Origin of the sequence: Streptomyces sp. NPDC005898 (assembly GCF_040629635.1) — a bacterium.
GTDB lineage: Bacteria > Actinomycetota > Actinomycetes > Streptomycetales > Streptomycetaceae > Streptomyces.
Map to the genome: position 1 here is coordinate 168,251 of NZ_JBEXWC010000011.1, position 20,400 is coordinate 188,650.

At 72.7% G+C, this 20,400-nt stretch carries 21 protein-coding genes; 14 read left to right on the forward strand and 7 right to left on the reverse strand.

What is annotated here, in order from left to right; genetic code table 11:
• Window positions 1-79 precede the first annotated feature (79 nt).
• A complete protein-coding gene (locus tag ABZ385_RS17510; protein WP_358589827.1) occupies window positions 80-1,528 on the reverse strand; it encodes an NAD(P)H-quinone dehydrogenase in 1,449 nt (482 codons plus the stop codon).
• 120 nt (window positions 1,529-1,648) lie between these two features.
• On the opposite strand from ABZ385_RS17510, the gene ABZ385_RS17515 reads away from it, so the two are divergent.
• The 4 genes from ABZ385_RS17515 to ABZ385_RS17530 all read left to right on the forward strand — a co-directional run bounded on the left by ABZ385_RS17515 (window position 1,649) and on the right by ABZ385_RS17530 (window position 6,474).
• Window positions 1,649-2,086: a gamma-glutamylcyclotransferase gene (locus ABZ385_RS17515; RefSeq protein WP_358589825.1), complete on the forward strand. Its 438-nt coding sequence runs from the start codon at window positions 1,649-1,651 to the stop codon at window positions 2,084-2,086.
• A gap of 137 nt (window positions 2,087-2,223) precedes the next feature.
• On the forward strand, window positions 2,224-3,048 hold the full coding sequence (locus ABZ385_RS17520; protein ID WP_358589823.1) for a purine-nucleoside phosphorylase: 825 nt from the start codon (window positions 2,224-2,226) through the stop codon (window positions 3,046-3,048).
• A 422-nt stretch (window positions 3,049-3,470) separates the two neighbouring features.
• Window positions 3,471-5,129: a phospho-sugar mutase gene (locus ABZ385_RS17525; protein WP_358589821.1), complete on the forward strand. Its 1,659-nt coding sequence runs from the start codon at window positions 3,471-3,473 to the stop codon at window positions 5,127-5,129.
• A 139-nt stretch (window positions 5,130-5,268) separates the two neighbouring features.
• Complete coding sequence (locus ABZ385_RS17530) at window positions 5,269-6,474, forward strand: glycosyltransferase family 39 protein (protein WP_358912048.1); 1,206 nt, start codon at window positions 5,269-5,271, stop codon at window positions 6,472-6,474.
• Between the two features lie 104 nt (window positions 6,475-6,578).
• Here the strand turns inward: ABZ385_RS17530 and ABZ385_RS17535 are convergent, their stop codons facing one another.
• Complete coding sequence (locus ABZ385_RS17535; protein ID WP_358912050.1) at window positions 6,579-7,214, reverse strand: PH domain-containing protein; 636 nt, start codon at window positions 7,212-7,214, stop codon at window positions 6,579-6,581.
• 88 nt (window positions 7,215-7,302) lie between these two features.
• Here ABZ385_RS17535 and deoC point away from each other — a divergent pair, with 88 nt between their 5' ends.
• Genes deoC through ABZ385_RS17550 form a run of 3 tightly spaced genes read left to right on the forward strand, consistent with a single transcriptional unit; the run spans window position 7,303 to window position 10,570 of the window.
• Window positions 7,303-8,241: a deoxyribose-phosphate aldolase gene (deoC, locus tag ABZ385_RS17540; RefSeq protein ID WP_358585340.1), complete on the forward strand. Its 939-nt coding sequence runs from the start codon at window positions 7,303-7,305 to the stop codon at window positions 8,239-8,241.
• 3 nt (window positions 8,242-8,244) lie between these two features.
• The gene (locus tag ABZ385_RS17545) at window positions 8,245-9,684 is read left to right on the forward strand and encodes an aldehyde dehydrogenase family protein (RefSeq protein ID WP_358585338.1); all 1,440 of its coding nucleotides are present in this window, start codon (window positions 8,245-8,247) and stop codon (window positions 9,682-9,684) included.
• Window positions 9,677-10,570 carry an aldehyde dehydrogenase family protein gene (locus ABZ385_RS17550; protein ID WP_358585336.1) on the forward strand — a complete coding sequence of 298 codons (894 nt, stop codon included), beginning with the start codon at window positions 9,677-9,679 and terminating at the stop codon, window positions 10,568-10,570. The genes ABZ385_RS17545 and ABZ385_RS17550 overlap by 8 nt, the downstream gene beginning before the upstream one ends.
• An 84-nt stretch (window positions 10,571-10,654) precedes the next feature.
• Here the strand turns inward: ABZ385_RS17550 and ABZ385_RS17555 are convergent, their stop codons facing one another.
• A complete protein-coding gene (locus tag ABZ385_RS17555; protein ID WP_358912051.1) occupies window positions 10,655-11,086 on the reverse strand; it encodes a hypothetical protein in 432 nt (143 codons plus the stop codon).
• 127 nt (window positions 11,087-11,213) lie between these two features.
• Here ABZ385_RS17555 and ABZ385_RS17560 point away from each other — a divergent pair, with 127 nt between their 5' ends.
• Window positions 11,214-11,894 carry an ATP-binding protein gene (locus tag ABZ385_RS17560; RefSeq protein ID WP_358912053.1) on the forward strand — a complete coding sequence of 227 codons (681 nt, stop codon included), beginning with the start codon at window positions 11,214-11,216 and terminating at the stop codon, window positions 11,892-11,894.
• Between the two features lie 144 nt (window positions 11,895-12,038).
• On the opposite strand, the gene ABZ385_RS17565 is transcribed toward ABZ385_RS17560, so the two are convergent.
• The gene (locus ABZ385_RS17565; RefSeq protein ID WP_358585330.1) at window positions 12,039-12,764 is read right to left on the reverse strand and encodes a SigE family RNA polymerase sigma factor; all 726 of its coding nucleotides are present in this window, start codon (window positions 12,762-12,764) and stop codon (window positions 12,039-12,041) included.
• Window positions 12,765-12,979: 215 nt separating this feature from the next.
• Here ABZ385_RS17565 and afsQ1 point away from each other — a divergent pair, with 215 nt between their 5' ends.
• The 5 genes from afsQ1 to ABZ385_RS17590 all read left to right on the forward strand — a co-directional run bounded on the left by afsQ1 (window position 12,980) and on the right by ABZ385_RS17590 (window position 16,718).
• Window positions 12,980-13,657: a two-component system response regulator AfsQ1 gene (afsQ1, locus tag ABZ385_RS17570; protein WP_358585328.1), complete on the forward strand. Its 678-nt coding sequence runs from the start codon at window positions 12,980-12,982 to the stop codon at window positions 13,655-13,657.
• Window positions 13,654-15,216: a HAMP domain-containing sensor histidine kinase gene (locus ABZ385_RS17575; protein WP_358585326.1), complete on the forward strand. Its 1,563-nt coding sequence runs from the start codon at window positions 13,654-13,656 to the stop codon at window positions 15,214-15,216. Before afsQ1 ends, ABZ385_RS17575 begins: the two co-directional genes overlap by 4 nt.
• The gene (locus ABZ385_RS17580) at window positions 15,213-15,824 is read left to right on the forward strand and encodes a hypothetical protein (RefSeq protein ID WP_358698989.1); all 612 of its coding nucleotides are present in this window, start codon (window positions 15,213-15,215) and stop codon (window positions 15,822-15,824) included. Before ABZ385_RS17575 ends, ABZ385_RS17580 begins: the two co-directional genes overlap by 4 nt.
• Window positions 15,825-15,877: 53 nt before the next feature.
• Window positions 15,878-16,426, forward strand: a complete 549-nt coding sequence (locus ABZ385_RS17585; RefSeq protein WP_358585322.1) for a VanZ family protein — start codon at window positions 15,878-15,880, stop codon at window positions 16,424-16,426.
• A 91-nt stretch (window positions 16,427-16,517) separates the two neighbouring features.
• On the forward strand, window positions 16,518-16,718 hold the full coding sequence (locus tag ABZ385_RS17590) for a PspC domain-containing protein (RefSeq protein WP_358698992.1): 201 nt from the start codon (window positions 16,518-16,520) through the stop codon (window positions 16,716-16,718).
• Between the two features lie 64 nt (window positions 16,719-16,782).
• Here ABZ385_RS17590 and ABZ385_RS17595 read toward each other — a convergent pair whose 3' ends face one another.
• Window positions 16,783-17,154, reverse strand: a complete 372-nt coding sequence (locus ABZ385_RS17595; RefSeq protein WP_358585319.1) for an ATP-binding protein — start codon at window positions 17,152-17,154, stop codon at window positions 16,783-16,785.
• Between the two features lie 148 nt (window positions 17,155-17,302).
• On the reverse strand, window positions 17,303-18,472 hold the full coding sequence (locus tag ABZ385_RS17600) for an adenosine deaminase (RefSeq protein ID WP_358585317.1): 1,170 nt from the start codon (window positions 18,470-18,472) through the stop codon (window positions 17,303-17,305).
• Window positions 18,473-18,574: 102 nt separating this feature from the next.
• Here ABZ385_RS17600 and ABZ385_RS17605 point away from each other — a divergent pair, with 102 nt between their 5' ends.
• Window positions 18,575-19,339, forward strand: a complete 765-nt coding sequence (locus ABZ385_RS17605) for an alpha/beta hydrolase (protein WP_358912055.1) — start codon at window positions 18,575-18,577, stop codon at window positions 19,337-19,339.
• A 46-nt stretch (window positions 19,340-19,385) separates the two neighbouring features.
• Here the strand turns inward: ABZ385_RS17605 and ABZ385_RS17610 are convergent, their stop codons facing one another.
• The gene (locus ABZ385_RS17610; RefSeq protein WP_358585313.1) at window positions 19,386-20,363 is read right to left on the reverse strand and encodes a LysR family transcriptional regulator; all 978 of its coding nucleotides are present in this window, start codon (window positions 20,361-20,363) and stop codon (window positions 19,386-19,388) included.
• Between the last annotated feature and the right edge of the window lie 37 nt (window positions 20,364-20,400).

Here is a 20,400-nt window from a genome sequence, read left to right on the forward strand (position 1 = left end):
CCATCTCCCCGGCCTATGCCGCGCGCCTGGGTGACAACAGCGCGTGACCTGCGGCGCGTTGGGCCAAGGGCCGCGCCGGTCAGCCCTCGCCCGCCGTCTTGCGCGTGTGGAGCTGGCGCGCCACCTCCGCGATCGACCCCGAAAGCGAGGGGTACACGGTGAACGCGTTCGCGATCTGCTCGACCGTCAGATTGTTGTCGACCGCGATCGAGATGGGGTGGATCAGTTCCGAGGCGCGCGGTGCGACGACCACACCGCCGACCACGATGCCCGTACCCGGCCGGCAGAAGATCTTGACGAAGCCGTCGCGGATGCCCTGCATCTTCGCGCGCGGGTTGCGCAGCAGCGGGAGCTTGACGACGCGGGCGTCGATCTTGCCCGCGTCGACGTCGGCCTGGCTGTAGCCGACGGTGGCGATCTCCGGGTCGGTGAAGACGTTCGCCGAGACGGTCTTCAGGTTCAGCGGCGTCACCGCGTCGCCCAGGAAGTGGTACATCGCGATGCGCCCCTGCATGGCGGCGACGGAGGCGAGCGCGAAGACCCCGGTGACGTCACCGGCCGCGTAGACGCCCGGGGCGGACGTCCTGGAGACCTTGTCGGTCCAGATGTGCCCGGAGTCCTTGAGCTTGACCCCGGCCTCCTCCAGGCCCATGCCGCTGCTGTTGGGGATGGCGCCGACGGCCATCAGGCAGTGCGTGCCGGAGATGACGCGCCCGTCGGCCAGCGTGACCTCCACGCGGTCGCCCACGCGCTTGGCGGAGGCGGCGCGGGAGCGGGACATGACGTTCATGCCGCGGCGCCGGAAGACGTCCTCCAGGACGGCGGCGGCGTCGGGGTCCTCACCGGGCAGCACGCGGTCGCGGCTGGACACCAGGGTGACGTTCGAACCGAGCGCCTGGTAGGCGCCGGCGAACTCGGCGCCCGTGACGCCCGAACCGACCACGATGAGCTCCTCGGGCAGCTCGTCGAGGTCGTAGACCTGGGTCCAGTTCAGGATCCGCTCGCCGTCGGGCAGGGCGTCCGGGACCTCGCGCGGGTGGCCGCCGGTCGCGATGAGCACGGCGTCCGCCACGAGGGTCTCCTCGCTGCCGTCGGCGGCCCGCACGACGACCTTGCGGGAGCCGTCGGACTCCTGCTGGCCCTCCAGGCGGCCACGGCCGCGCAGCACGCGTGCGCCCGCCCGCGTGACGGACGCGGTGATGTCGTGGGACTGCGCGAGCGCGAGGCGCTTCACCCGGCGGTTGACCTTGCCCAGGTCCACGCCGACCACGCGCGCGGGCGTGTCGATGTGCGGGGTGTCGTCCGCGACGATGATCCCCAGCTCCTCGTACGAGGAGTCGAAGGTGGTCATCACCTCGGCCGTCGCGATCAGGGTCTTCGAGGGCACGCAGTCGGTGAGCACCGACGCCCCGCCCAGACCGTCGCAGTCGACGACGGTCACCTCCGCGCCGAGCTGGGCGGCCACCAGGGCCGCCTCGTATCCGCCGGGTCCGCCGCCAATGATCACGATCCGAGTCACGTCCTCCATTGTCCCGCACGCTCGCGGACGGGGACGCGCCGGGGCCACCGTCCGGGCGAGCCCCTCCCGCGCGGGCGGTACTCCCGCCGCGGGACCTGCGTCCTTGATTGCTGCCGTACCCTCGACCACATGTCGCTCTACGCCGCGTACGCCGGCAATCTGGATCCGCGGCTCATGTCACGCCGCGCCCCGCACTCACCGCTGCGCGCGACCGGCTGGCTGACCGGCTGGCGGCTCACCTTCGGCGGGGAGCACATGGGGTGGGAGGGTGCCCTCGCGACGATCGTCGAGGCACCCCGCTCGCAGGTCTTCGTCACCCTCTATGACATCGCGCCCATGGATGAGGAGTCCATGGACCGGTGGGAGGGCGTGGGCCTGGACATCTACCGGCGCATGCGGGTCCGCGTGGACACCCTGGAGGGCAAGGAGCCCGCATGGGTCTATGTCCTCAACGGCTACGAGGGCGGCCTTCCGTCGGCGCGCTACCTCGGTGAGCTGGCCGACGCGGCGGAGTCGGCCGGGGCGCCCCATGACTACGTGATGGAGCTGCGCAAGAGGCCCTGCTAGGGCATGTTTCGACGGGACTTTCGAAACATGCCCTAGCGGCCTCGGCGGGTCCTTGTCGGAAACGACAAGACAACGATCGGAATCCCGTGACCATCGTCATCTACGCGCGTAGGCCTTGACCGGCTACTCTCGTCGGCGTGAACGCTTCAGTTATTCCGGACGACATCCAGGGCGACCCCTACGCCGCCGCCGACGCCGCCGCCGCGCGGCTGCGCGAGCTGACGGGCGCCGAGACCCACGACGTCGCCCTCGTGATGGGCTCCGGCTGGGCGCCGGCCGTCGACGCGCTGGGCGAGCCCGAGGCCGACTTCGCCGTCACCGAGCTGCCCGGCTTCCCGCCGCCGGCGGTCGAGGGGCACGGCGGGCGCATCCGCTCCTTCCAGATCGGCGACAAGCGCGCCCTGGTCTTCCTGGGCCGCACCCACTACTACGAGGGCCGCGGCGTGGCCGCCGTCTCGCACGGCGTGCGCACCGCGGTGGCCGCCGGCTGCAAGACGATCGTGCTGACCAACGGCTGCGGCGGTCTGCGCGAGGGCATGCGTCCCGGGCAGCCGGTGCTGATCAGCGACCACCTCAACCTCACGGCGACCTCCCCGATCGTCGGTGCGAACTTCGTCGACCTGACGGACCTGTACTCGCCCCGGCTGCGCGCCCTGTGCAAGGAGATCGACCCCTCCCTGGAGGAGGGCGTCTACGCGCAGTTCCCCGGCCCGCACTACGAGACGCCGGCGGAGATCCGCATGGCCCGCGCGATCGGCGCGGACCTGGTGGGCATGTCCACCGTCCTGGAGGCCATCGCCGCGCGTGAGGCCGGGGCGGAGGTGCTGGGCATCTCCCTGGTCACGAACCTGGCCGCGGGCATGACGGGGGAGCCGCTGAACCACGAAGAGGTGCTTCAGGCGGGGCGGGACAGCGCTACGCGCATGGGTGAGCTGCTCGGCAAGGTCCTCAACCGGATCTGACGGGGGCGTCTTGGGCGACGTCTTTGTCGTTGCCCCGGGTCCCGGCTCGCTCTCCGGCGCTCCGCGCCGGGTCTCCCACCCACCCACCCGTGCACCCCGCGCACACCGGCGAGGTAGGGGCGGTCGCCCCCGCGCGGGTGGGTGGGCGGGGCCGTTTGCCCCGTACCAACCGGCGAGGTAGGGGCATGGCCCCTGCTCGGGTGGGCGGGCGGGACCGTTTAACCCGTACCAACCGGCGAGGTAGAGGCATGGCCCCTGCTCGGGTGGGCGGGCGGGACCGTTTAACCCGTACCACCCGGCGGGGTGGGGGCGTGACCTCCGCGCGGGTGGGTGGGACCGTTTGCTCCGCCGACCCCCATCCCATCCCCCGGACACACCGCCGACCGCTACAGCGACCGCCGCAACGAGAGGCTGACGACCCCGTGCAGGACAACCCCGTGCAGGAAAACTCCGAACTCATCGCGCGAGCCCGGACCTGGCTGGCCGAGGACCCGGACCCCGAGACCCGCGACGAGCTGGCCAAGCTCATCGACGCACAGGACACCACCGAGCTGACGGCACGTTTCGCCGGCACCCTCCAGTTCGGCACGGCGGGCCTGCGCGGCGAGCTGGGCGCGGGCCCCATGCGGATGAACCGCTCCGTGGTCATCCGCGCAGCCGCGGGCCTCGCCGCGTACCTGAAGGCCGAGGGCCACACGGACGGCCTGGTCGTCGTCGGCTACGACGCCCGCCACAAGTCCGCGGACTTCGCCCGCGACACCGCCGCCGTGATGACCGGCGCCGGCCTGCGCGCGGCCGTCCTGCCCCGCCCGCTGCCGACCCCGGTCCTGGCCTTCGCCATACGGCACCTCGGCGCGGTCGCGGGCGTGGAGGTCACCGCCAGCCACAACCCGCCGCGCGACAACGGCTACAAGGTCTACCTCGGCGACGGCTCACAGATCGTGCCGCCCGCCGACGCGGAGATCGCCGCGCACATCGACGCGGTCGCGAGCCTGCACGACGTGCCCCGCCCGGAGTCCGGCTGGCAGACCCTCGCCGAGGACGTCCTGGAGGCCTACCTGGCCCGTACGGACGCCGTCCTGTCCCCGGAGTCCCCCCGCACCGCCCGCACCGTCTACACGGCGATGCACGGCGTCGGCAAGGAGACCCTCCTCGCCGCCTTCGACCGGGCGGGCTTCCCCGCCCCCACGCTCGTCGCGGAGCAGGCCGAGCCGGACCCGGACTTCCCGACGGTCGCGTTCCCGAACCCGGAGGAGCCGGGCGCGATGGACCTGGCCTTCGCGACGGCGGCCCGCACCACCCCCGCCCCGGACCTGATCATCGCCAACGACCCGGACGCGGACCGCTGCGCCGCGGCCGTGGTGGACGGCGGCGAGTGGCGGATGCTGCGGGGCGACGAGGTGGGCGCGCTGCTCGCCGCGCACCTCGTGAAGCGCGGCGCCCGCGGCACCTTCGCCGAGTCGATCGTCTCCTCCTCCCTCCTCGGCCGCATCGCCGAGAAGGCGGGGCTGCCGTACGAGGAGACGCTGACCGGCTTCAAGTGGATCGCCCGCGTCGAGGGCCTGCGCTACGGCTACGAGGAGGCGCTCGGCTACTGCGTGGACCCCGAGGGCGTACGCGACAAGGACGGCATCACCGCGGCCCTCCTCCTCACGGAGCTGGCGTCCGAGCTGAAGGAGGAGGGCCGCACCTTCCTCGACCTCCTGGACGACCTCGCCCTCCAGCACGGCCTGCACGCCACCGACCAGCTGTCGGTCCGCGTGGAGGACCTCTCCCTGATCGCGGACGCCATGCGCCGCCTGCGCGAGCAGCCGCCGGCCGCGCTCGCGGGCCTGCCCGTGACGAAGGCCGAGGACCTGACGCGGGGCACGGAGACGCTGCCGCCCACGGACGGCCTGCGCTACACGCTGGACGGCGCCCGCGTCATCGTGCGGCCGAGCGGCACGGAGCCGAAGCTCAAGTGCTACCTCGAAGTGGTGGTCCCGCTGTCGACCAAGTCCGAGCTGCCGGCGGCCCGCGCGCGGGCGGCGGAGCTGCTCGCCGCGATCAAGCGGGACCTGTCGGCGGCCGCGGGCATCTGACCCGGGACGGGTGGCTCCGCCCCGGGAGCCACCCGTTCGAGTGATTCCGCTCCCGCAGCTGCCGCAGCGGAACGCTGCGCCGCCGGTCCCCCAGGAAGGGAGGACCGGTAGCGCACGTTCACCTCCGGGAGCCGCCGCAGTGCCGTACGGACCGATTCCCTCGACCGCCGCTCCCTCCCGGGTCCCGGCGTCGCGGCGCCCCCCGGGTGCCGCGCGGCCGCTGCCGGGCCTGCGCCGACGCGCGGCCCGTGCCCTGCGCCACGCCCTGCCCGCGCTCCTGGCGTACGCGGCGGTCCGCGGACTCGGCCTGCTGGTCTTCGTGCCCTGGGCGCACAGCGAACGCCGGAGCGTGCGGCACCTGCTCATGGCGTCCTGGGACTGCGACTGGTACCTGCGGATCGCCTCGCAGGGGTACACGCAGACGCTGGGCAGCGCGTACGACGCGAACAACCTCGCGTTCTTCCCGCTCTACCCCCTGCTGATCAGGGCGGGCGACACCCTGGTCCCCGGCCTGCCGCGCGGCGCGGCCGGCCTCGGCGTGTCGCTGCTCTGCTCGTTCCTCGCGGCGTGGGGGATCTTCGCGGTGGGTGACCGGCTGTACGGCCGCCGCACGGGGGTCGTCCTCGCGTTTCTGTGGGGCAGCCTCCCGGTGGCCCTCGTGCAGTGGATGGGCTACACCGAGTCCCTGTTCACGGCCCTCACGGCGTGGTCGCTGTACGCGCTGCTGACCGGGCGCTGGCTGTGGGCGGGCTCCCTGGCCGCGCTGGCCGGCCTGACCCGGCCCACGGGCGTGGCGCTGGCGGCGGCGGTCTGCGTGCCGGCGCTGCTCACCCTGCGGCGCGGGCTCTCGGCACGCCCGCTCCTGGGCGCCCTCCTGGCGCCCCTCGGCTGGCTCTCGTACGTCGCCTGGGTGGGCCTGCGTCTCGGCCGCTGGGACGGCTATTTCGCCGTACAGAAGCTGTGGCACAACAAGTGGGACGGCGGCGTGGAGACGGTCCGGCGCATGCAGGCGCTGTTCATGACCGAGCGGCCCGCGCTGTTCTACGCGATGGTGACGGCGGTGCTGCTCGGCGCGGTCGTGCTGTACGCGCTCGGCGTCGCCGACCGGCAGCCGCTCCCGCTGCTGGTCTTCACCGGCCTGCTCCTGCTGATCGTGGCGGGCAGCAGCGGCGTGTACTTCCCCCGGGCCCGCTTCCTGCTCCCCGGCTTCCCCCTGCTGCTGCCGCTCGCCGCGGCCCTGGCACGGGCGCGGACACCCGTCGCGGTGACGCTGCTGACGGCGGCGGCGTTCGCGTCGGCCGTATGCGGCGGCCACATGCTCCTGGGGTGGCACGGCCCGCCGTAAGACACACCGCGCCGGATCAGGTCAGGTCGGGTCAGGTCGCGCCGGATCAGATCAGGTCGGTCAGGTCGCGTCAGATGAGATGAGTCAGATCAGGTCAGATCGCGTCAGGTCACCGCGAGGAGCACCGCGAGCAGCACCGCTCCCGCCACGGCCGGCGCGAGGATCTCGTAGGCCCAGCGCACCTCGGCCTCACCCCGCGCGGACTCGGCGTCGGCCTGGCGCTCGGCCAGCTCGCGCAGGTCGTCCATGGCCAGGTCGCCGCCGGAGCGCGTGGGCGGGGCGGACGGGTCGAGGAAGGGGCGGCCGCCCGTCGGGTCACCGGCCGCGGCGGCCTGGGACCGGCTGCGGGCGGCCTTCTTGCGGCCGCGCAGCGAGACGGGGATGGCCCACAGCTGGTACTTGGCGCCCGAGCGGGTGAGGACCTCGTTGGAGTAGCCGGAGCGCAGCGCCGCGACGGACGCCCACGGCAGCGTGATGGTCCGGAAGGGGTTGCGCACGCGCAGCCTGTCGTCGTTGGCGAACACGACGGGCCGCACGGTGTACGCGACGACCAGCGGCACCGCGAGGAGCAGCCCGGCGAGCGCGATCCAGGGGGTGCGGCCCTCGCCGCGGATGACGGCGTCGAGGCCGAGCCACAGGCCCAGGGCGAGCAGCAGGACGCCGCCGGCGATGCCGGCGGGGGACCGGAAGGCGCGGTCCTGGTACGCGGGCTCCGCCACGGGCTTCTGGGGGTCGCTCATACCCTGATTCTGCCTGACGCGCGGCGCGGGCCCCGCGGGCCCACCCCTGTACAGCAGCTACGCGCGTAGATATGCTCCCCTCGTGACCATGCCCACTGCATTCGCTGACGTGACCGCGTCCGACAGCACGCTCCGCCGCTTCCTCCACGGGCTGCCCGGCGTCGACGCGGTCGGCCTGGAGGCGCGCGCCGCCTCGCTCGGAACCCGTTCGATCAAGACCACGGCGAAGGCGTACGCCATCGACCTGGCCATCTCGATGATCGACCTGACGACGCTGGAGGGCGCCGACACGCCGGGCAAGGTCCGCGCGCTCGGCGCGAAGGCCGTCCATCCGGACCCGACGGACCGGGGGGCGCCGCGCACGGCGGCCGTCTGCGTCTATCCGGACATGGTCGCCACCGCCAAGGAGGCCGTCGCGGGCAGCGGCGTCAAGGTCGCCTCCGTCGCGACCGCCTTCCCGGCGGGCCGCGCCGCGATCGAGGTGAAGCTGGGCGACGTGCGCGAGGCCGTGGCCGCGGGCGCCGACGAGATCGACATGGTCATCGACCGCGGAGCCTTCCTCTCCGGGGACTACATGACGGTGTTCGAGCAGATCCGCGCCGTGAAGGAGGCCTGCGGCACCGCCCGCCTGAAGGTCATCTTCGAGACGGGCGAGCTGTCGACGTACGACAACATCAAGCGCGCCAGCTGGATCGGCATGATCGCGGGCGCCGACTTCATCAAGACCTCGACCGGCAAGGTCGGCGTCAACGCCACCCCGGCCAACACCCTCCTGATGCTGGAGGCGGTGCGCGACTTCCGCGCGCAGACCGGGGTGCAGATCGGGGTGAAGCCCGCGGGCGGCATCCGCTCCACCAAGGACGCGGTGAAGTTCCTCGTCCTGGTGAACGAGACGGCGGGCCCGGACTGGCTGGACAACCACTGGTTCCGCTTCGGCGCCTCGTCGCTCCTCAACGACCTGCTGATGCAGCGCCAGAAGCTGGCCACCGGCCGCTACTCCGGCCCCGACTACGTGACGGTGGACTGACCCATGACTTCCACTCCCTTCGAGTACGCACCCGCGCCCGAGTCCCGCTCGGTCGTCGACATCGCGCCGAGTTACGGCCTGTTCATCGACGGCGAGTTCGTGGAGGCCGCCGACGGCAAGGTCTTCAAGACGGTCTCCCCCGCCACCGAAGAGGTCCTCTCCGAGGTCGCGCAGGCCGGCTCCGAGGACGTCGACCGCGCCGTGAAGGCGGCCCGCAAGGCCTTCGAGAAGTGGTCCGCGCTGCCGGGCGCCGAGCGCGCCAAGTACCTCTTCCGCATCGCCCGGATCATCCAGGAGCGCAGCCGCGAGCTGGCCGTCCTGGAGACCCTGGACAACGGCAAGCCGATCAAGGAGACCCGCGACGCGGACCTCCCCCTGGTCGCCGCGCACTTCTTCTACTACGCGGGCTGGGCCGACAAGCTCGACCACGCGGGCTACGGCCCGAACCCGGCGCCGCTGGGCGTCGCGGGCCAGGTCATCCCCTGGAACTTCCCGCTCCTGATGCTGGCGTGGAAGATCGCCCCGGCGCTCGCGACCGGCAACACCGTCGTCCTGAAGCCCGCCGAGACCACTCCGCTGAGCGCGCTGTTCTTCGCGGACATCTGCCGCCAGGCGGGCCTGCCCAGGGGCGTCGTCAACATCCTTCCCGGGTACGGCGACGCGGGCGCGGCCCTGACGGCGCACCCGGACGTGGACAAGGTCGCGTTCACGGGCTCCACGGCCGTCGGCAAGGCCATCGCCCGCCAGGTCGCGGGCACGGACAAGAAGGTCACGCTCGAACTGGGCGGCAAGGGCGCGAACATCGTCTTCGACGACGCCCCCGTCGACCAGGCCGTCGAGGGCATCGTCACCGGCATCTTCTTCAACCAGGGCCAGGTCTGCTGCGCCGGGTCGCGCCTCCTAGTGCAGGAGTCGATCCAGGAGGAGCTGCTGGACTCGCTCAAGCGGCGGCTGTCCACCCTGCGCCTGGGCGACCCGCTCGACAAGAACACCGACATCGGCGCGATCAACTCCGCCGAGCAGCTGGCCCGCATCACCGCGCTCGCCGACACCGGTGAGGCGGAGGGCGCCGAGCGCTGGTCGCCCGCGTGCGAGCTGCCCTCGTCCGGCTACTGGTTCGCCCCGACGCTCTTCACGAACGTCACGCAGGCGCACACCATCGCCCGCGACGAGATCTTCGGCCCGGTCCTGTCGGTGCTGAGCTTCCGCACGCCCGACGAGGCCGTCGCCAAGGCAAACAACACCCAGTACGGGCTCTCCGCCGGCATCTGGACGGAGAAGGGCTCGCGCATCCTGGCGGTCGCGAACAAGCTCCGGGCGGGCGTCGTGTGGGCCAACACATTCAACAAGTTCGACCCGACCTCGCCGTTCGGCGGCTACAAGGAGTCGGGCTTCGGCCGCGAAGGCGGCCGCCACGGTCTGGAGGCGTACCTCGATGTCTGACGCGCGACTTGACGTCTTCAAGACCTACAAGCTGTACGTGGGGGGCAAGTTCCCCCGCAGCGAGAGCGGCCGGGTGTACGAAGTGACCGACGCAAAGGGCAAGTGGCTGGCGAACGCGCCCCTCTCCTCCCGCAAGGACGCCCGGGACGCGGTCGTCGCGGCGCGCAAGGCGTTCGGCGGCTGGTCGGGCGCGACCGCGTACAACCGCGGGCAGGTCCTCTACCGCATCGCCGAGATGCTTGAGGGGCGCCGCGAGCAGTTCGTCCGCGAGGTCGCGGACGCGGAGGGCCTGTCGAAGTCCAAGGCCGCCGCCGTCGTGGACGCCGCGGTCGACCGCTGGGTCTGGTACGCGGGCTGGACGGACAAGATCGGCCAGCTCGTGGGCGGGGCGAACCCGGTCGCGGGCCCCTACTTCAACCTCTCGACGCCCGAGCCGACCGGTGTGGTCGCCGTCCTCGCGCCGCAGGACTCGTCCTTCCTCGGCCTCGTCTCGGTCCTCGCCCCGGTGATCGCCACGGGCAACACCGCCGTCGTGGTCGCCGCCGAGCAGGCGCCGCTCCCGGCGCTCTCGCTGGGCGAGGTCCTCGCGACCTCCGACGTGCCCGGCGGCGTGGTCAACATCCTCACCGGCGGGACCGCCGAGATCGCGGCGCCGCTCGCCGCGCACCAGGACGTCAACGCGATCGACCTCACGGGCGCGGACGCCGATCTGGCCCGCGAGCTGCAGATCGCGGCGGCGGACAACCTCAAGCGCGTCCTGCGTCCACAGCCTGTGGACACGGACTGGACCGCCGACCCCGGCACGCGCCGCCTGACGGCCTTCCTGGAGACCAAGACGGTCTGGCACCCCACGGGCTCCCTGGGCGCCTCGGGCTCGGCCTACTAGCCGCCCGTCCCGCACCCGATGAGGCCCCGGTTTCCTCCGTCCAGGAGGCCGGGGCCTCGTCGTGCCGCCACTCCAGGTCGCGGCCTAGCCTGGCAGCAGGCCCGCCGCGTGGCCGACCAGCGGGAGGTCGGCCGCCGACGCGCCCTGGGCGAGCGGGCCGGTGGCGACAGCCGTGGTGACCGGCTTGAAGTCCCCGATCTGGGTGCCCAGGGAGTTGTCGAGCGGGTCGACGCCGGTGCCCGCGAGCGGGTCGAGCTGGAGGTTCTTGGCCGGTGCGAGGCCGCCCGCCGTCGCGTCGCGCACCGCCCCGGTGAGGGCCCCCACCGCCGAGGCGCCGTCGAGGTCGCCCAGCGGCGTGGGGATCCCGGCCGCGCGCGCCGCCTGGACGGGCTCGGCCGCACTCGCGCCCGCGCCCCCGGCGCCCAGCGCCGCGCCCGCCGCGCCGATGACCAGCCCGGCGCGCAACAGCGCCCGGGAGCCGGCGCGCAGAGACCTGGATGCCGCGTGTCGTGTCATGAGTACCGCCCATATCCGTGCGTCGTCAGTAATCGCGCGAGCACGTAGCGTAGTTGACAGGTGGCGTGGCCGCCAATGCCGACCCGCGGGGGCGGTCGCGGGGCGCGATGCCGCACACTGTTCTCTCGTGACTTCCCATCCGCCGATACCCACCCGCGTCGTGCTGCTCTGCGGCCCCTCGGGCTCGGGCAAGTCGTCCTTCGCCGCCCGCTCGGGACTGCCCGTCCTGTGTCTGGACGACTTCTACAAAGAAGGCGACGACCCTACGTTGCCGCAGGTCCCCGGCAGTTCGGACATCGACTGGGACTCCCCCGCGTCCTGGGACGCGGACGTGGCGGTCGCCGCCATCAAGGAGCTGTGCCGCACCGGCCGCACCCGCGTCCCGGTGTACGACATCGCGACCAGCGCGCGGGTGGGCCAGGAGGACCTGGAGATCGAGCGCACGCCCGTGTTCATCGCGGAGGGGATCTTCGCGGCGGACATCGTGGAGCGGTGCCGGGAGATCGGCGTGCTCGCCGACGCGATCTGTCTGCGGGGGCGGCCCGCCACCACGTTCCGGCGGCGGCTTGTCCGGGATCTGCGGGAGGGGCGCAAGTCCGTGCCGTTCCTCCTTCGGAGGGGGTGGCGGCTCATGCGGGCGGAGCGGGCGATCGTGGCGCGGCAGGCCGCGCTCGGGGCGGATCCCTGCGGGGGCGAGGAGGCGGTGGGGCGGGTTGCCGCCGCCGCGGCTGTTTCTGCGCCGGGGGAGCTGGGCCGCCGCTTCGCGGCGGATTCTCTCCCACCCACCCGCCCGTTTGCCCCGCGTTGAGCCCGTACCGGAAAAGCAGTTCGTTTGCCGGGTAAACAGAAGGACCGGAAAGGCCCCCCCGGCCTTCCGGTCCCGCTGTTTCCCCCGTGCCCCCGTGCTTCCGCCGCTTCCCCCCGGAGCGGCGGCCCCCGTTCCCCCCGATCCTCAGGCGACCAACTCGCCGAAGGACTCCTCCTGGTCGCGGCCAAAGCTGAGGACCTCGTCCTCGCGCAGCCGGCGCAGGGAGCGCCAGATGCTGGACTTGACCGTGCCCACGCTGATGTCGAGGATGTCCGCGATCTCCGGGTCGGTGCGGCCCTCGTAGTAGCGAAGGACCAGCATCGTGCGCTGGAGTTCGGGCAGCCGGGCCAGGGCCTGCCACAGGACCGCGCGCAGCTCGGTGCCGCGCATCGCGTCCGTGTCGCCCACCGTCTCCGGCAGCTCCTCGGTCGGGTACTCGTTCAGCTTGCGGCGGCGCCACGCGCTGATGTGCAGGTTGGTCATGGTACGGCGGAGGTAGCCCCCGACCGCCGCCTTGTCGCTGATCCTGTCCCAGGCCCGGTACGTCGAGAAGAGGGCGCTCTGCAGCAGGTCCTCGGCCTCGAAGCGGTCCCCGGTCAGGTGGTAGGCCGTCGCGTACAGGGAGGCGCGGCGCTCCTGGACGTAGGCGGTGAACTCCGCCTCCGACAAGGTCTTCCGCTCCCCCGAGCCCTCCCCGCACACGCTTGTCCCGCGCGGCGCGTCAACCACCGTCATGTACGTGGTGTGCTGACGCCCGGCACCGCGAGCGCACCCCCGCCCGCTCACGGCACCGGACTTCTCAGAGCCCCGCCCGACGTCGTGGAGACGCGTGACAACTGCGCTTGAGCTGGTGCTGTGCAGCGTGTTCATCTCGCGCCCCCCGTCGGTGGAGTCCGGCTTGTTCCGTCTGGCTTCTGTACTTCTTGCGTGTGACCAGAACTCTGCCGGACCCACTTCATGACGGTGTCCGCCGACTGTCACAGGCCTGTCACAGGGCGCGGGGCCCGTCCTTCCGCGCGTGAGGGTGCGGTGAGGGAGCACGCCAACAGTCGAACTGGGGCCGAGCATGGGACAGAATGACCTCCGTGCCTTCCCTGTTGCTGATCGAGGACGATGACGCCATCCGGACGGCCCTGGAGCTCTCGCTGACGCGCCAGGGGCACCGGGTGGCCACTGCTGCCACCGGCGAGGACGGCCTGAAACTGCTCGGTGAGCAGCGGCCCGACCTGATCGTGCTGGACGTGATGCTGCCGGGCATCGACGGGTTCGAGGTGTGCCGCCGCATTCGGCGCACCGACCAGCTGCCGATCATCCTGCTGACGGCGCGCAGCGATGACATCGACGTGGTGGTGGGCCTGGAGTCCGGCGCCGACGACTACGTGGTCAAGCCCGTGCAGGGGCGGGTCCTGGACGCCCGGATCCGGGCCGTGCTGCGGCGCGGCGAGCGGGAGGCCAACGACGCGGCGACGTTCGGTTCGCTCGTCATCGACCGGGCCGCGATGACCGTGACGAAGAACGGCGAGGACCTCCAGCTCACGCCGACCGAGCTGCGGCTGCTCCTGGAGCTGAGCCGCAGGCCGGGGCAGGCCCTGTCGCGGCAGCAGTTGCTGCGCCTGGTGTGGGAGCACGACTACCTCGGCGACTCGCGGCTGGTCGACGCGTGTGTGCAGCGGCTGCGCGCCAAGGTCGAGGACGTCCCGTCCTCGCCGACGCTGATCCGCACGGTGCGCGGGGTCGGATACCGGCTGGACTCGCCTCAGTGACCACACCGCACGACGAGCTCCGCGGGCTGCCCGCGGCGCGCAAGGCCCTGCTGGCGGGGTGGCGCTTCACGAGTCTGCGGCTGCGGCTCGTGGTGGTGTTCGGCCTCGTCGCGCTCACCGCCGCCGTCACCGCGTCCGGCATCGCGTACTGGCTCAACCGCGAGGCCGTGCTGACGCGCGCGCAGGACGCGGCGCTCAAGGACTTCCGGCAGCAGATGCAGACCCGCGCGGGCGCGCTGCGGGCCGACGCCACGCAGGAGGAACTGCAGGCGGCGGCCGGGCAGATGGCCAGCAGCGGCCAGCGCTACAGCGTGCTCCTGGTCGCGGAGAAGAAGGGCGGCGGCCGGATCGTCGGCTACTCCGACCTGGACGCGTTCACCCTCGCCAAGGTGCCGCACCCGCTGCGGCAGGCCGTGGCCAAGAAGCAGGAGCTGACCTCCGGCAACGACAGCCCCTACCACCTGTACTGGCAGCGGACCGTGGACCACGGCACGCCGTACCTGGTGGGTGGGGCCACGGTGATCGGCGGCGGCCCGACCGGCTACATGCTCAAGTCTTTGGAGCCCGAGGCGAAGGACCTCAGCTCGCTCGGCTGGTCGCTGGCCATCGCCACGGCCCTCGCGCTGATCGGCTCGGCGCTGCTCGCGCAGGCCGCCGCCACGACCGTACTCAAGCCCGTGCACCGCCTCGGTGTCGCCGCGCGCAGGCTCGGCGAGGGCAAGCTCGACACCCGGCTGCGGGTGTCCGGCACCGATGAACTGGCCGATCTGTCCCGGACGTTCAACCGGACGGCCGAGAACCTGGAGAAGAAGGTCGCCGACATGAGCGCCCGCGACGAGGCGTCCCGGCGCTTCGTCGCCGACATGTCGCACGAGCTGCGGACGCCGTTGACGGCGATCACCGCGGTGACCGAGGTCCTGGAGGAGGAGCTGGACGCGCAGACCGGTTCCGTCGACCCGATGATCGAGCCCGCGGTGCGGCTCGTGGTGAGCGAGACGCGGCGCCTGAACGACCTCGTGGAGAACCTCATGGAGGTCACCCGCTTCGACGCGGGCACCGCGCGCCTCGTCCTGGACGACGTCGACATCGCCGACCAGATCACCGCGTGCATCGACGCCCGCGCCTGGCTGGACGCGGTGGAGCTGGACGCCGAGCGCGGCATCACCGCCCGGCTCGACCCGCGCCGCCTGGACGTCATCCTGGCCAACCTGATCGGCAACGCCCTCAAGCACGGCGGTTCCCCGGTGGAGGTGGCGGTGCGCCTGGAGGACCAGAAGCTCGTCATCTCCGTACGCGACCACGGGCCGGGCATCCCGCAGGACGTGCTGCCGCACGTCTTCGACCGCTTCTACAAGGCGAGCGCGTCCCGGCCCCGGTCCGAGGGCAGCGGCCTCGGCCTGTCCATCGCCCTGGAGAACGCGCACATCCACGGCGGTGACATCTCCGCGGCCAACTGCCCCGACGGCGGCGCCGTCTTCACGCTGTGGCTGCCGTGCGAGAGCGAGAGCGAGACCGGCTGCGGGGGCGCCGGCGAAGCAGCCGAGGGAGGCCAGGCATGACCGGTCGCAGGACGCGGGCGGCGGTGGCCGCCGTCACGCTCGCCGCGGCGCTCGCGGGGTGCGGGATCAGGTCGACGGAGGTGCCCACCGACTTCGGGCCCGCGCCGTCGCGGGTGCCGTGCGTGATGTCGGGCCCCGACATCGCCTCGCAGTCGAGCGGCGGGGTGCCCGTGCAGGTCTTCCTGGTGTGCGCGGCGCAGCTGGTGTCCGTCGACCGGACGGTACGCGTGCCGCAGGACAAGGCCGACACGGCGGCCACGGACCGGGTGCGCATCGCGCAGGCCCTCCTGGACGAGCTGGCCGTCTCCCCCTCGCAGGCCGAGAAGCAGGCGGGTCTCGCCACGGACGTGCGGGGCGGGACGCGGGTCCTCGGCCCCGCCGAGGGCGACCCCGAGGAGGCGCTGCGCTTCAGTACGCCGCCGGAGAACCTGTCCGCCTTCGCGCTCGCCCAGATCGTGTGCACGCTGGCCGACAGCGCCGCGGCGGCGGACGGGCCCTCGGTCGTGATGGGCGGCCCCGGGCACGGCCCGCCGCGGCGTTACACGTGCACCCCGGAGGTCCGCTCCCGGCCCGGCACGGTGGCGCCGCCCACCAAGACCCTGGAGTAACCGGCGCGCCGGTACGCGGAACCGATCCTGCCGCCTGAGGCGTCTTGGGGGGCGTGCGTCAAGGCTCGGGCGGCCGTACTGCCGCCATCCGCTTCCGTGCGGCAGGGGGATTCCTCCTCGTCGCACATCTTCTGCTCGTCGGATGGATCACGCTGCGTCCGCTGGACGTGCCCTGGGTGAGCGCCGCGAACCTGCGGCCGCTGGCCGGGATCAAGGCGGATCTGGCGCTCGGCGGCCTCCAGGCGGCCCGCCGGCTCGGTGAGGCGGTGCTGCTGCTCGCCCCGCTCGGGGTGCTGCTGCCCCTGGCCGGCGGGCGGCTCGTCGTCTCGCCGTGGGGTTCGCTGGTGCGCACGGTCGCCGCGGGGGCGCTGCTCTCGCTCGGCATCGAGCTGTTGCAGACCGGTGTGCCGGGGCAGGTCGTCGACATCGACTCGCTGCTCCTGAACACCCTCGGGGTCGCCGTCGCGCATGTCGCCGTGGTGCCCTGCGCCCGGGCGTGGCTGCGCCGCCGGACGGATCCCGCGCATGTCACGGCCCTCCTGCGGGAGGAGGCGTCTCAGGGGTCGACCCCGACGATTCCCAGGGTCGGGATCGCACCGTAGAGCGATGTTTTGGGGTACTTGGCAACCGTAGCTTCGAGGTATCGGGGTACACAGAGAGCCTCGGTCCCGACGGTTTGTGAAGGAGCCCGACATGAGTGCCCTTGCCCGCCCCACCCACGGCCGGATGATCGGCGGCGTGTGCGCCTCCCTGGCCCGGCGATTCGGCATGTCCGCGGCCAAGATGCGGGTGATCTTCGTGGTCTCCTGCCTGCTGCCGGGCCCGCAGTTCCTGCTCTACATCGCCCTGTGGATCCTGCTGCCCTCCGAGGACAAGGTCCGCCAGGCCTGGTGACGCGCGCGAAAGGCGCCCCTCCTGCCGGGAGGGGCGCCCTTCGGTGTGTCGCGCGGGGCGGGGCTCAGCCGAGCGGCAGGCCGTTGAGGCCGGTGCCGCCGAGGGGCACGCCGCCGAGCAGGCCGGAGAGCGGGGAGGCGGGACCGCCGGGGCCCTTGCCGTGGGGCGCCAGGCTCTCGGGGGCGGCCTTGTCGAGGGCGGGCTGCGTGGCGGTCAGGCCGCCGGCGACGGCGTTCTGGGCGGCGGCCAGGGACTGGGGGGCGCCGGCGGGGAGCGTCTTGGCGGCCTGCTCCAGCGGAAGGACCGAGCTGACCGGACCCAGGGCCGAGGTCGCGTCCGGGAGACCGGCGGCGGCGCTCGCGGCGCCGGCACCGGCGGCGGCGATGGCGGCACCGAGCGCGGCGACACCGAGGGTCTTGGCGGCAGACTGCTTCATCTTGAATGCGTCCTTGCGAATTCGATGACGGGGATCTGCGGGGTTCAACGACCGCGCGCGGCCCGGATCACGGGCAGAGGACCGCGAAAAGCGGCCGGGTGACACGCACCCGGCCGCCTTATCGTCGCGACAGACGCGAAAAGGCCCGCTAACCCGCCACAGACGCGCTGGTCGGGACGGTCTGGCGGAACAGCCATTCGGACTTCAGCTCGGCGTAGCCGGGCTTGATCACCTCGCTGATCATGGCGAGGCGTTCATCGAAAGGAATGAACGCTGATTTCATCGCATTGACTGTGAACCACTGCATGTCGTCGAGCGTGTAGCCGAAGGTGTCGACCAGGTGCTCGAATTCGCGGCTCATGCTGGTGCCCGACATCAGGCGGTTGTCGGTGTTCACCGTGGCCCGGAAATGCAGCTTCCGCAGCAGTCCGATGGGGTGCTCGGCGTAGGAGCTCGCGGCGGCCGTCTGGAGGTTGGACGTCGGGCACAGCTCCAGCGGGATGCGCTTGTCCCGTACGTAGGAGGCGAGGCGGCCGAGCTTGACGGTGCCGTCGTCGGCGATCTCGATGTCGTCGATGATCCGCACGCCGTGGCCCAGGCGGTCGGCGCCGCACCACTGGAGGGCCTGCCAGATCGAGGGCAGGCCGAAGGCCTCGCCCGCGTGGATCGTGAAGTGGTTGTTCTCCCGCTTGAGGAACTCGAAGGCGTCCAGGTGGCGGGTGGGAGGGAAGCCCGCCTCGGCGCCCGCGATGTCGAAGCCGACGACCCCGAGGTCGCGGTAGCGGTTGGCCAGCTCGGCGATCTCCAGCGCGCGGGCGGCGTGCCGCATGGCGGTCAGCAGGGCGCCGACGCGGATGCGGTGGCCGTTGTCCTTCGCCCGGCGCTCGCCCTCGCGGAAGCCCTCGTTGACCGCCTCGACGACCTCTTCGAGGGTGAGGCCGGCCTCCAGGTGCTGCTCGGGGGCGTAGCGGATCTCGGCGTAGACCACGCCGTCCTCGGCGAGGTCCTCGGCGCACTCGGCGGCCACGCGCCGCAGGGCGTCCTTGGTCTGCATCACCGCGCAGGTGTGGGCGAAGGTCTCCAGGTAGCGCTCCAGGGAGCCGGAGTCGGCCGCCTCGCGGAACCAGATCCCGAGCTTGTCGGGGTCGGTCTCGGGCAGGCCCTCGTACCCGCAGGCGCGGGCGAGGTCGACGATCGTGCCGGGGCGCAGGCCGCCGTCGAGGTGGTCGTGGAGGAGCACCTTGGGGGCGCGGCGGATCTGTTCGGCGCTGGGCGTTTCGCGGTCCGTGTGACCGCCCTTGATGGTCTGGCTCGTCATTTCGGCACTCTAACGCCTACGCGCGTAGAACTCACTGGTCGATACGTAACAGTGACCCTGCGGACGGGTGGCGTACACCGGGCCTTCTGACACTGTTCTGTCATGGCACACCAAGGGACGGCGCGGTCCACGGACGCGCCGCGGCTCGGACGCGCGATCGGCACGGCACCCTCCGCGGTGGGCGGCGCGGTCCTGCTGCTGCCCGGCGGCTGCGAGACCTCCACCCGCAGACCGTCGCCGCTCGCGGCGGGCGCCGTGCGCGCGCTCGGGCGCCGCCTCGCGCGGGACGGGCGCGCGGCGGGCCTCGCCACGCATGTCGTGCGCTACCGCTGCCGGGGCTGGAACGGCGTGCGCGCCCAGCCGGCCGAGGACGCCGCCTGGGCCGCGGACGAGATCGTACGGCGGTACGGCGACGTCCCCGTCTGTCTCGCCGGGGTGGACATGGGCGGCCGGGCCGCGCTGCGCGCGGCGGGGCACCCGGCGGTCAACTCCGTGCTGGCGCTGGCCCCTTGGCTGCCCGAGGACGATGTGGCGGCGCCACCGGAGCCGGTGCGGCAGCTCGCGGGGCGGCAGGTTCTGATCGTGCACGGCACGAACGACGAGCGGACCGACCCCGAGCTGTCGTTCCGGCTCGCGGCGCGGGCGAAGAAGGCCAACCGTGACGTGTGCCGGTTCGAGGTGCACTCCGACGGGCACCGGCTGCGGCAGCATCACGCGGAGGTCCTGGCGCTGGCCTCCGACTTCGTACGGGGCGCGCTCTTCGGGGAGGACTTCGCGCGGCCCCTGCGGGACGCCCTCGCGGCGCCGCCGCCCCTGGGGTTGCGGATGCCGCTCGCCTCGGGGTTCGGACGGTCGCTGCGGCGGTGAGCCCGCGCCGGAGTGCGGTCGATCACCGGCTCCGCCGGGTTCGTCCTCAAGCGCCGGACGGGCTGTGACCCACTTCCGGCAGCAGTTTTCCCTTCCTGCTCAGCAGGAACTGCTTGAACGCCGCCACCGGCGGTGTGTCCGGGTGGCCGTCCAGCCAGGCCACGCCGATCTCCCGGACCGCCCGCTGGCCCGTCACCGTCAGCTCCACCACTCCGGGCCGGGGCACGGCGGGCGGCGGCAGCAGGGCGACGCCGAGGCCGGCCGCGACGAGGCCGCGCAGGGTCTCCGCCTCCTCGCCCTCGAAGGCCACGCGGGGCTTGAAGCCCGCTTCCTGGCAGAGGTCGTCCGTGATGCGGCGCAGGCCGTAGCCCGGTTCCAGGGTCACGAAGGCCTCGTCGGCGGCCTCGGCCAGACGCACGCGCTTGCGCGCCGCGAGGCGGTGGTCGTCGGGGACGACCAGGCGCAGCCGCTGCTCGTCGAGGCGGCGGGCGACCAGGTCGGGGGCGTCGGGCACGGGCGAGGTGAGGCAGAGGTCCAGCTCCCCCGCCCGCAGGCGCTCCAGCATCGCCTCGCCGTAGTTCTGCACGAGGCTGAAGCGCACCCTCGGGTGGTCCGCGCGGAAGGCGCGGATCAGGCCGGGCACGGTCTCCGAGCCCATGGTGTGCAGGAACCCGAAGGCGACCTTGCCCGAGGCCGGGTCGGCGTCGGCGCGCACCGACTCGGCGGCGCGCTCCACCTCGCCGAGCGCCCGCTCGACCGAGGCGAGGAAGGCGCGGCCGGAAGGGGTGAGCGAGACGGTGCGGCCCCGGCGGGCGAACAGGTCGACGCCGAGGTCGCGTTCGAGCCTCACGAGGGCGCGGGAGAGCGTCGACTGGGGGATCTGCATCTCCTGCGCGGCGCGGGTGACGTGCTCGGTGCGGGCGACGCCCGCGAAGTACGCGAGGCGCGGCGCGAGCAGCGTCACGATGTCCTCCACGTCACTGTCACGTGACAGGCGCTGCTGTGACCTCTGCTGATGCGACATAGGAACGATTATGGCGATTCCATGCATTGGACGCATC

Coding starts and splice junctions, on each gene's coding strand:
- deoC (WP_358585340.1), top strand. CDS start 7,303: ATGCCCACTGCATTCGCTGACGTGACCGCGTCCGACAGCACGCTCCGC.
- ABZ385_RS17510 (WP_358589827.1), bottom strand. CDS start 1,528: ATGGAGGACGTGACTCGGATCGTGATCATTGGCGGCGGACCCGGCGGA.
- ABZ385_RS17610 (WP_358585313.1), bottom strand. CDS start 20,363: ATGTCGCATCAGCAGAGGTCACAGCAGCGCCTGTCACGTGACAGTGAC.
- ABZ385_RS17600 (WP_358585317.1), bottom strand. CDS start 18,472: ATGACGAGCCAGACCATCAAGGGCGGTCACACGGACCGCGAAACGCCC.
- ABZ385_RS17515 (WP_358589825.1), top strand. CDS start 1,649: ATGTCGCTCTACGCCGCGTACGCCGGCAATCTGGATCCGCGGCTCATG.
- ABZ385_RS17555 (WP_358912051.1), bottom strand. CDS start 11,086: ATGACACGACACGCGGCATCCAGGTCTCTGCGCGCCGGCTCCCGGGCG.
- ABZ385_RS17595 (WP_358585319.1), bottom strand. CDS start 17,154: ATGAAGCAGTCTGCCGCCAAGACCCTCGGTGTCGCCGCGCTCGGTGCC.
- ABZ385_RS17545 (WP_358585338.1), top strand. CDS start 8,245: ATGACTTCCACTCCCTTCGAGTACGCACCCGCGCCCGAGTCCCGCTCG.
- ABZ385_RS17550 (WP_358585336.1), top strand. CDS start 9,677: ATGTCTGACGCGCGACTTGACGTCTTCAAGACCTACAAGCTGTACGTG.
- ABZ385_RS17535 (WP_358912050.1), bottom strand. CDS start 7,214: ATGAGCGACCCCCAGAAGCCCGTGGCGGAGCCCGCGTACCAGGACCGC.
- ABZ385_RS17605 (WP_358912055.1), top strand. CDS start 18,575: ATGGCACACCAAGGGACGGCGCGGTCCACGGACGCGCCGCGGCTCGGA.
- ABZ385_RS17580 (WP_358698989.1), top strand. CDS start 15,213: ATGACCGGTCGCAGGACGCGGGCGGCGGTGGCCGCCGTCACGCTCGCC.
- ABZ385_RS17590 (WP_358698992.1), top strand. CDS start 16,518: ATGAGTGCCCTTGCCCGCCCCACCCACGGCCGGATGATCGGCGGCGTG.
- ABZ385_RS17565 (WP_358585330.1), bottom strand. CDS start 12,764: ATGAACACGCTGCACAGCACCAGCTCAAGCGCAGTTGTCACGCGTCTC.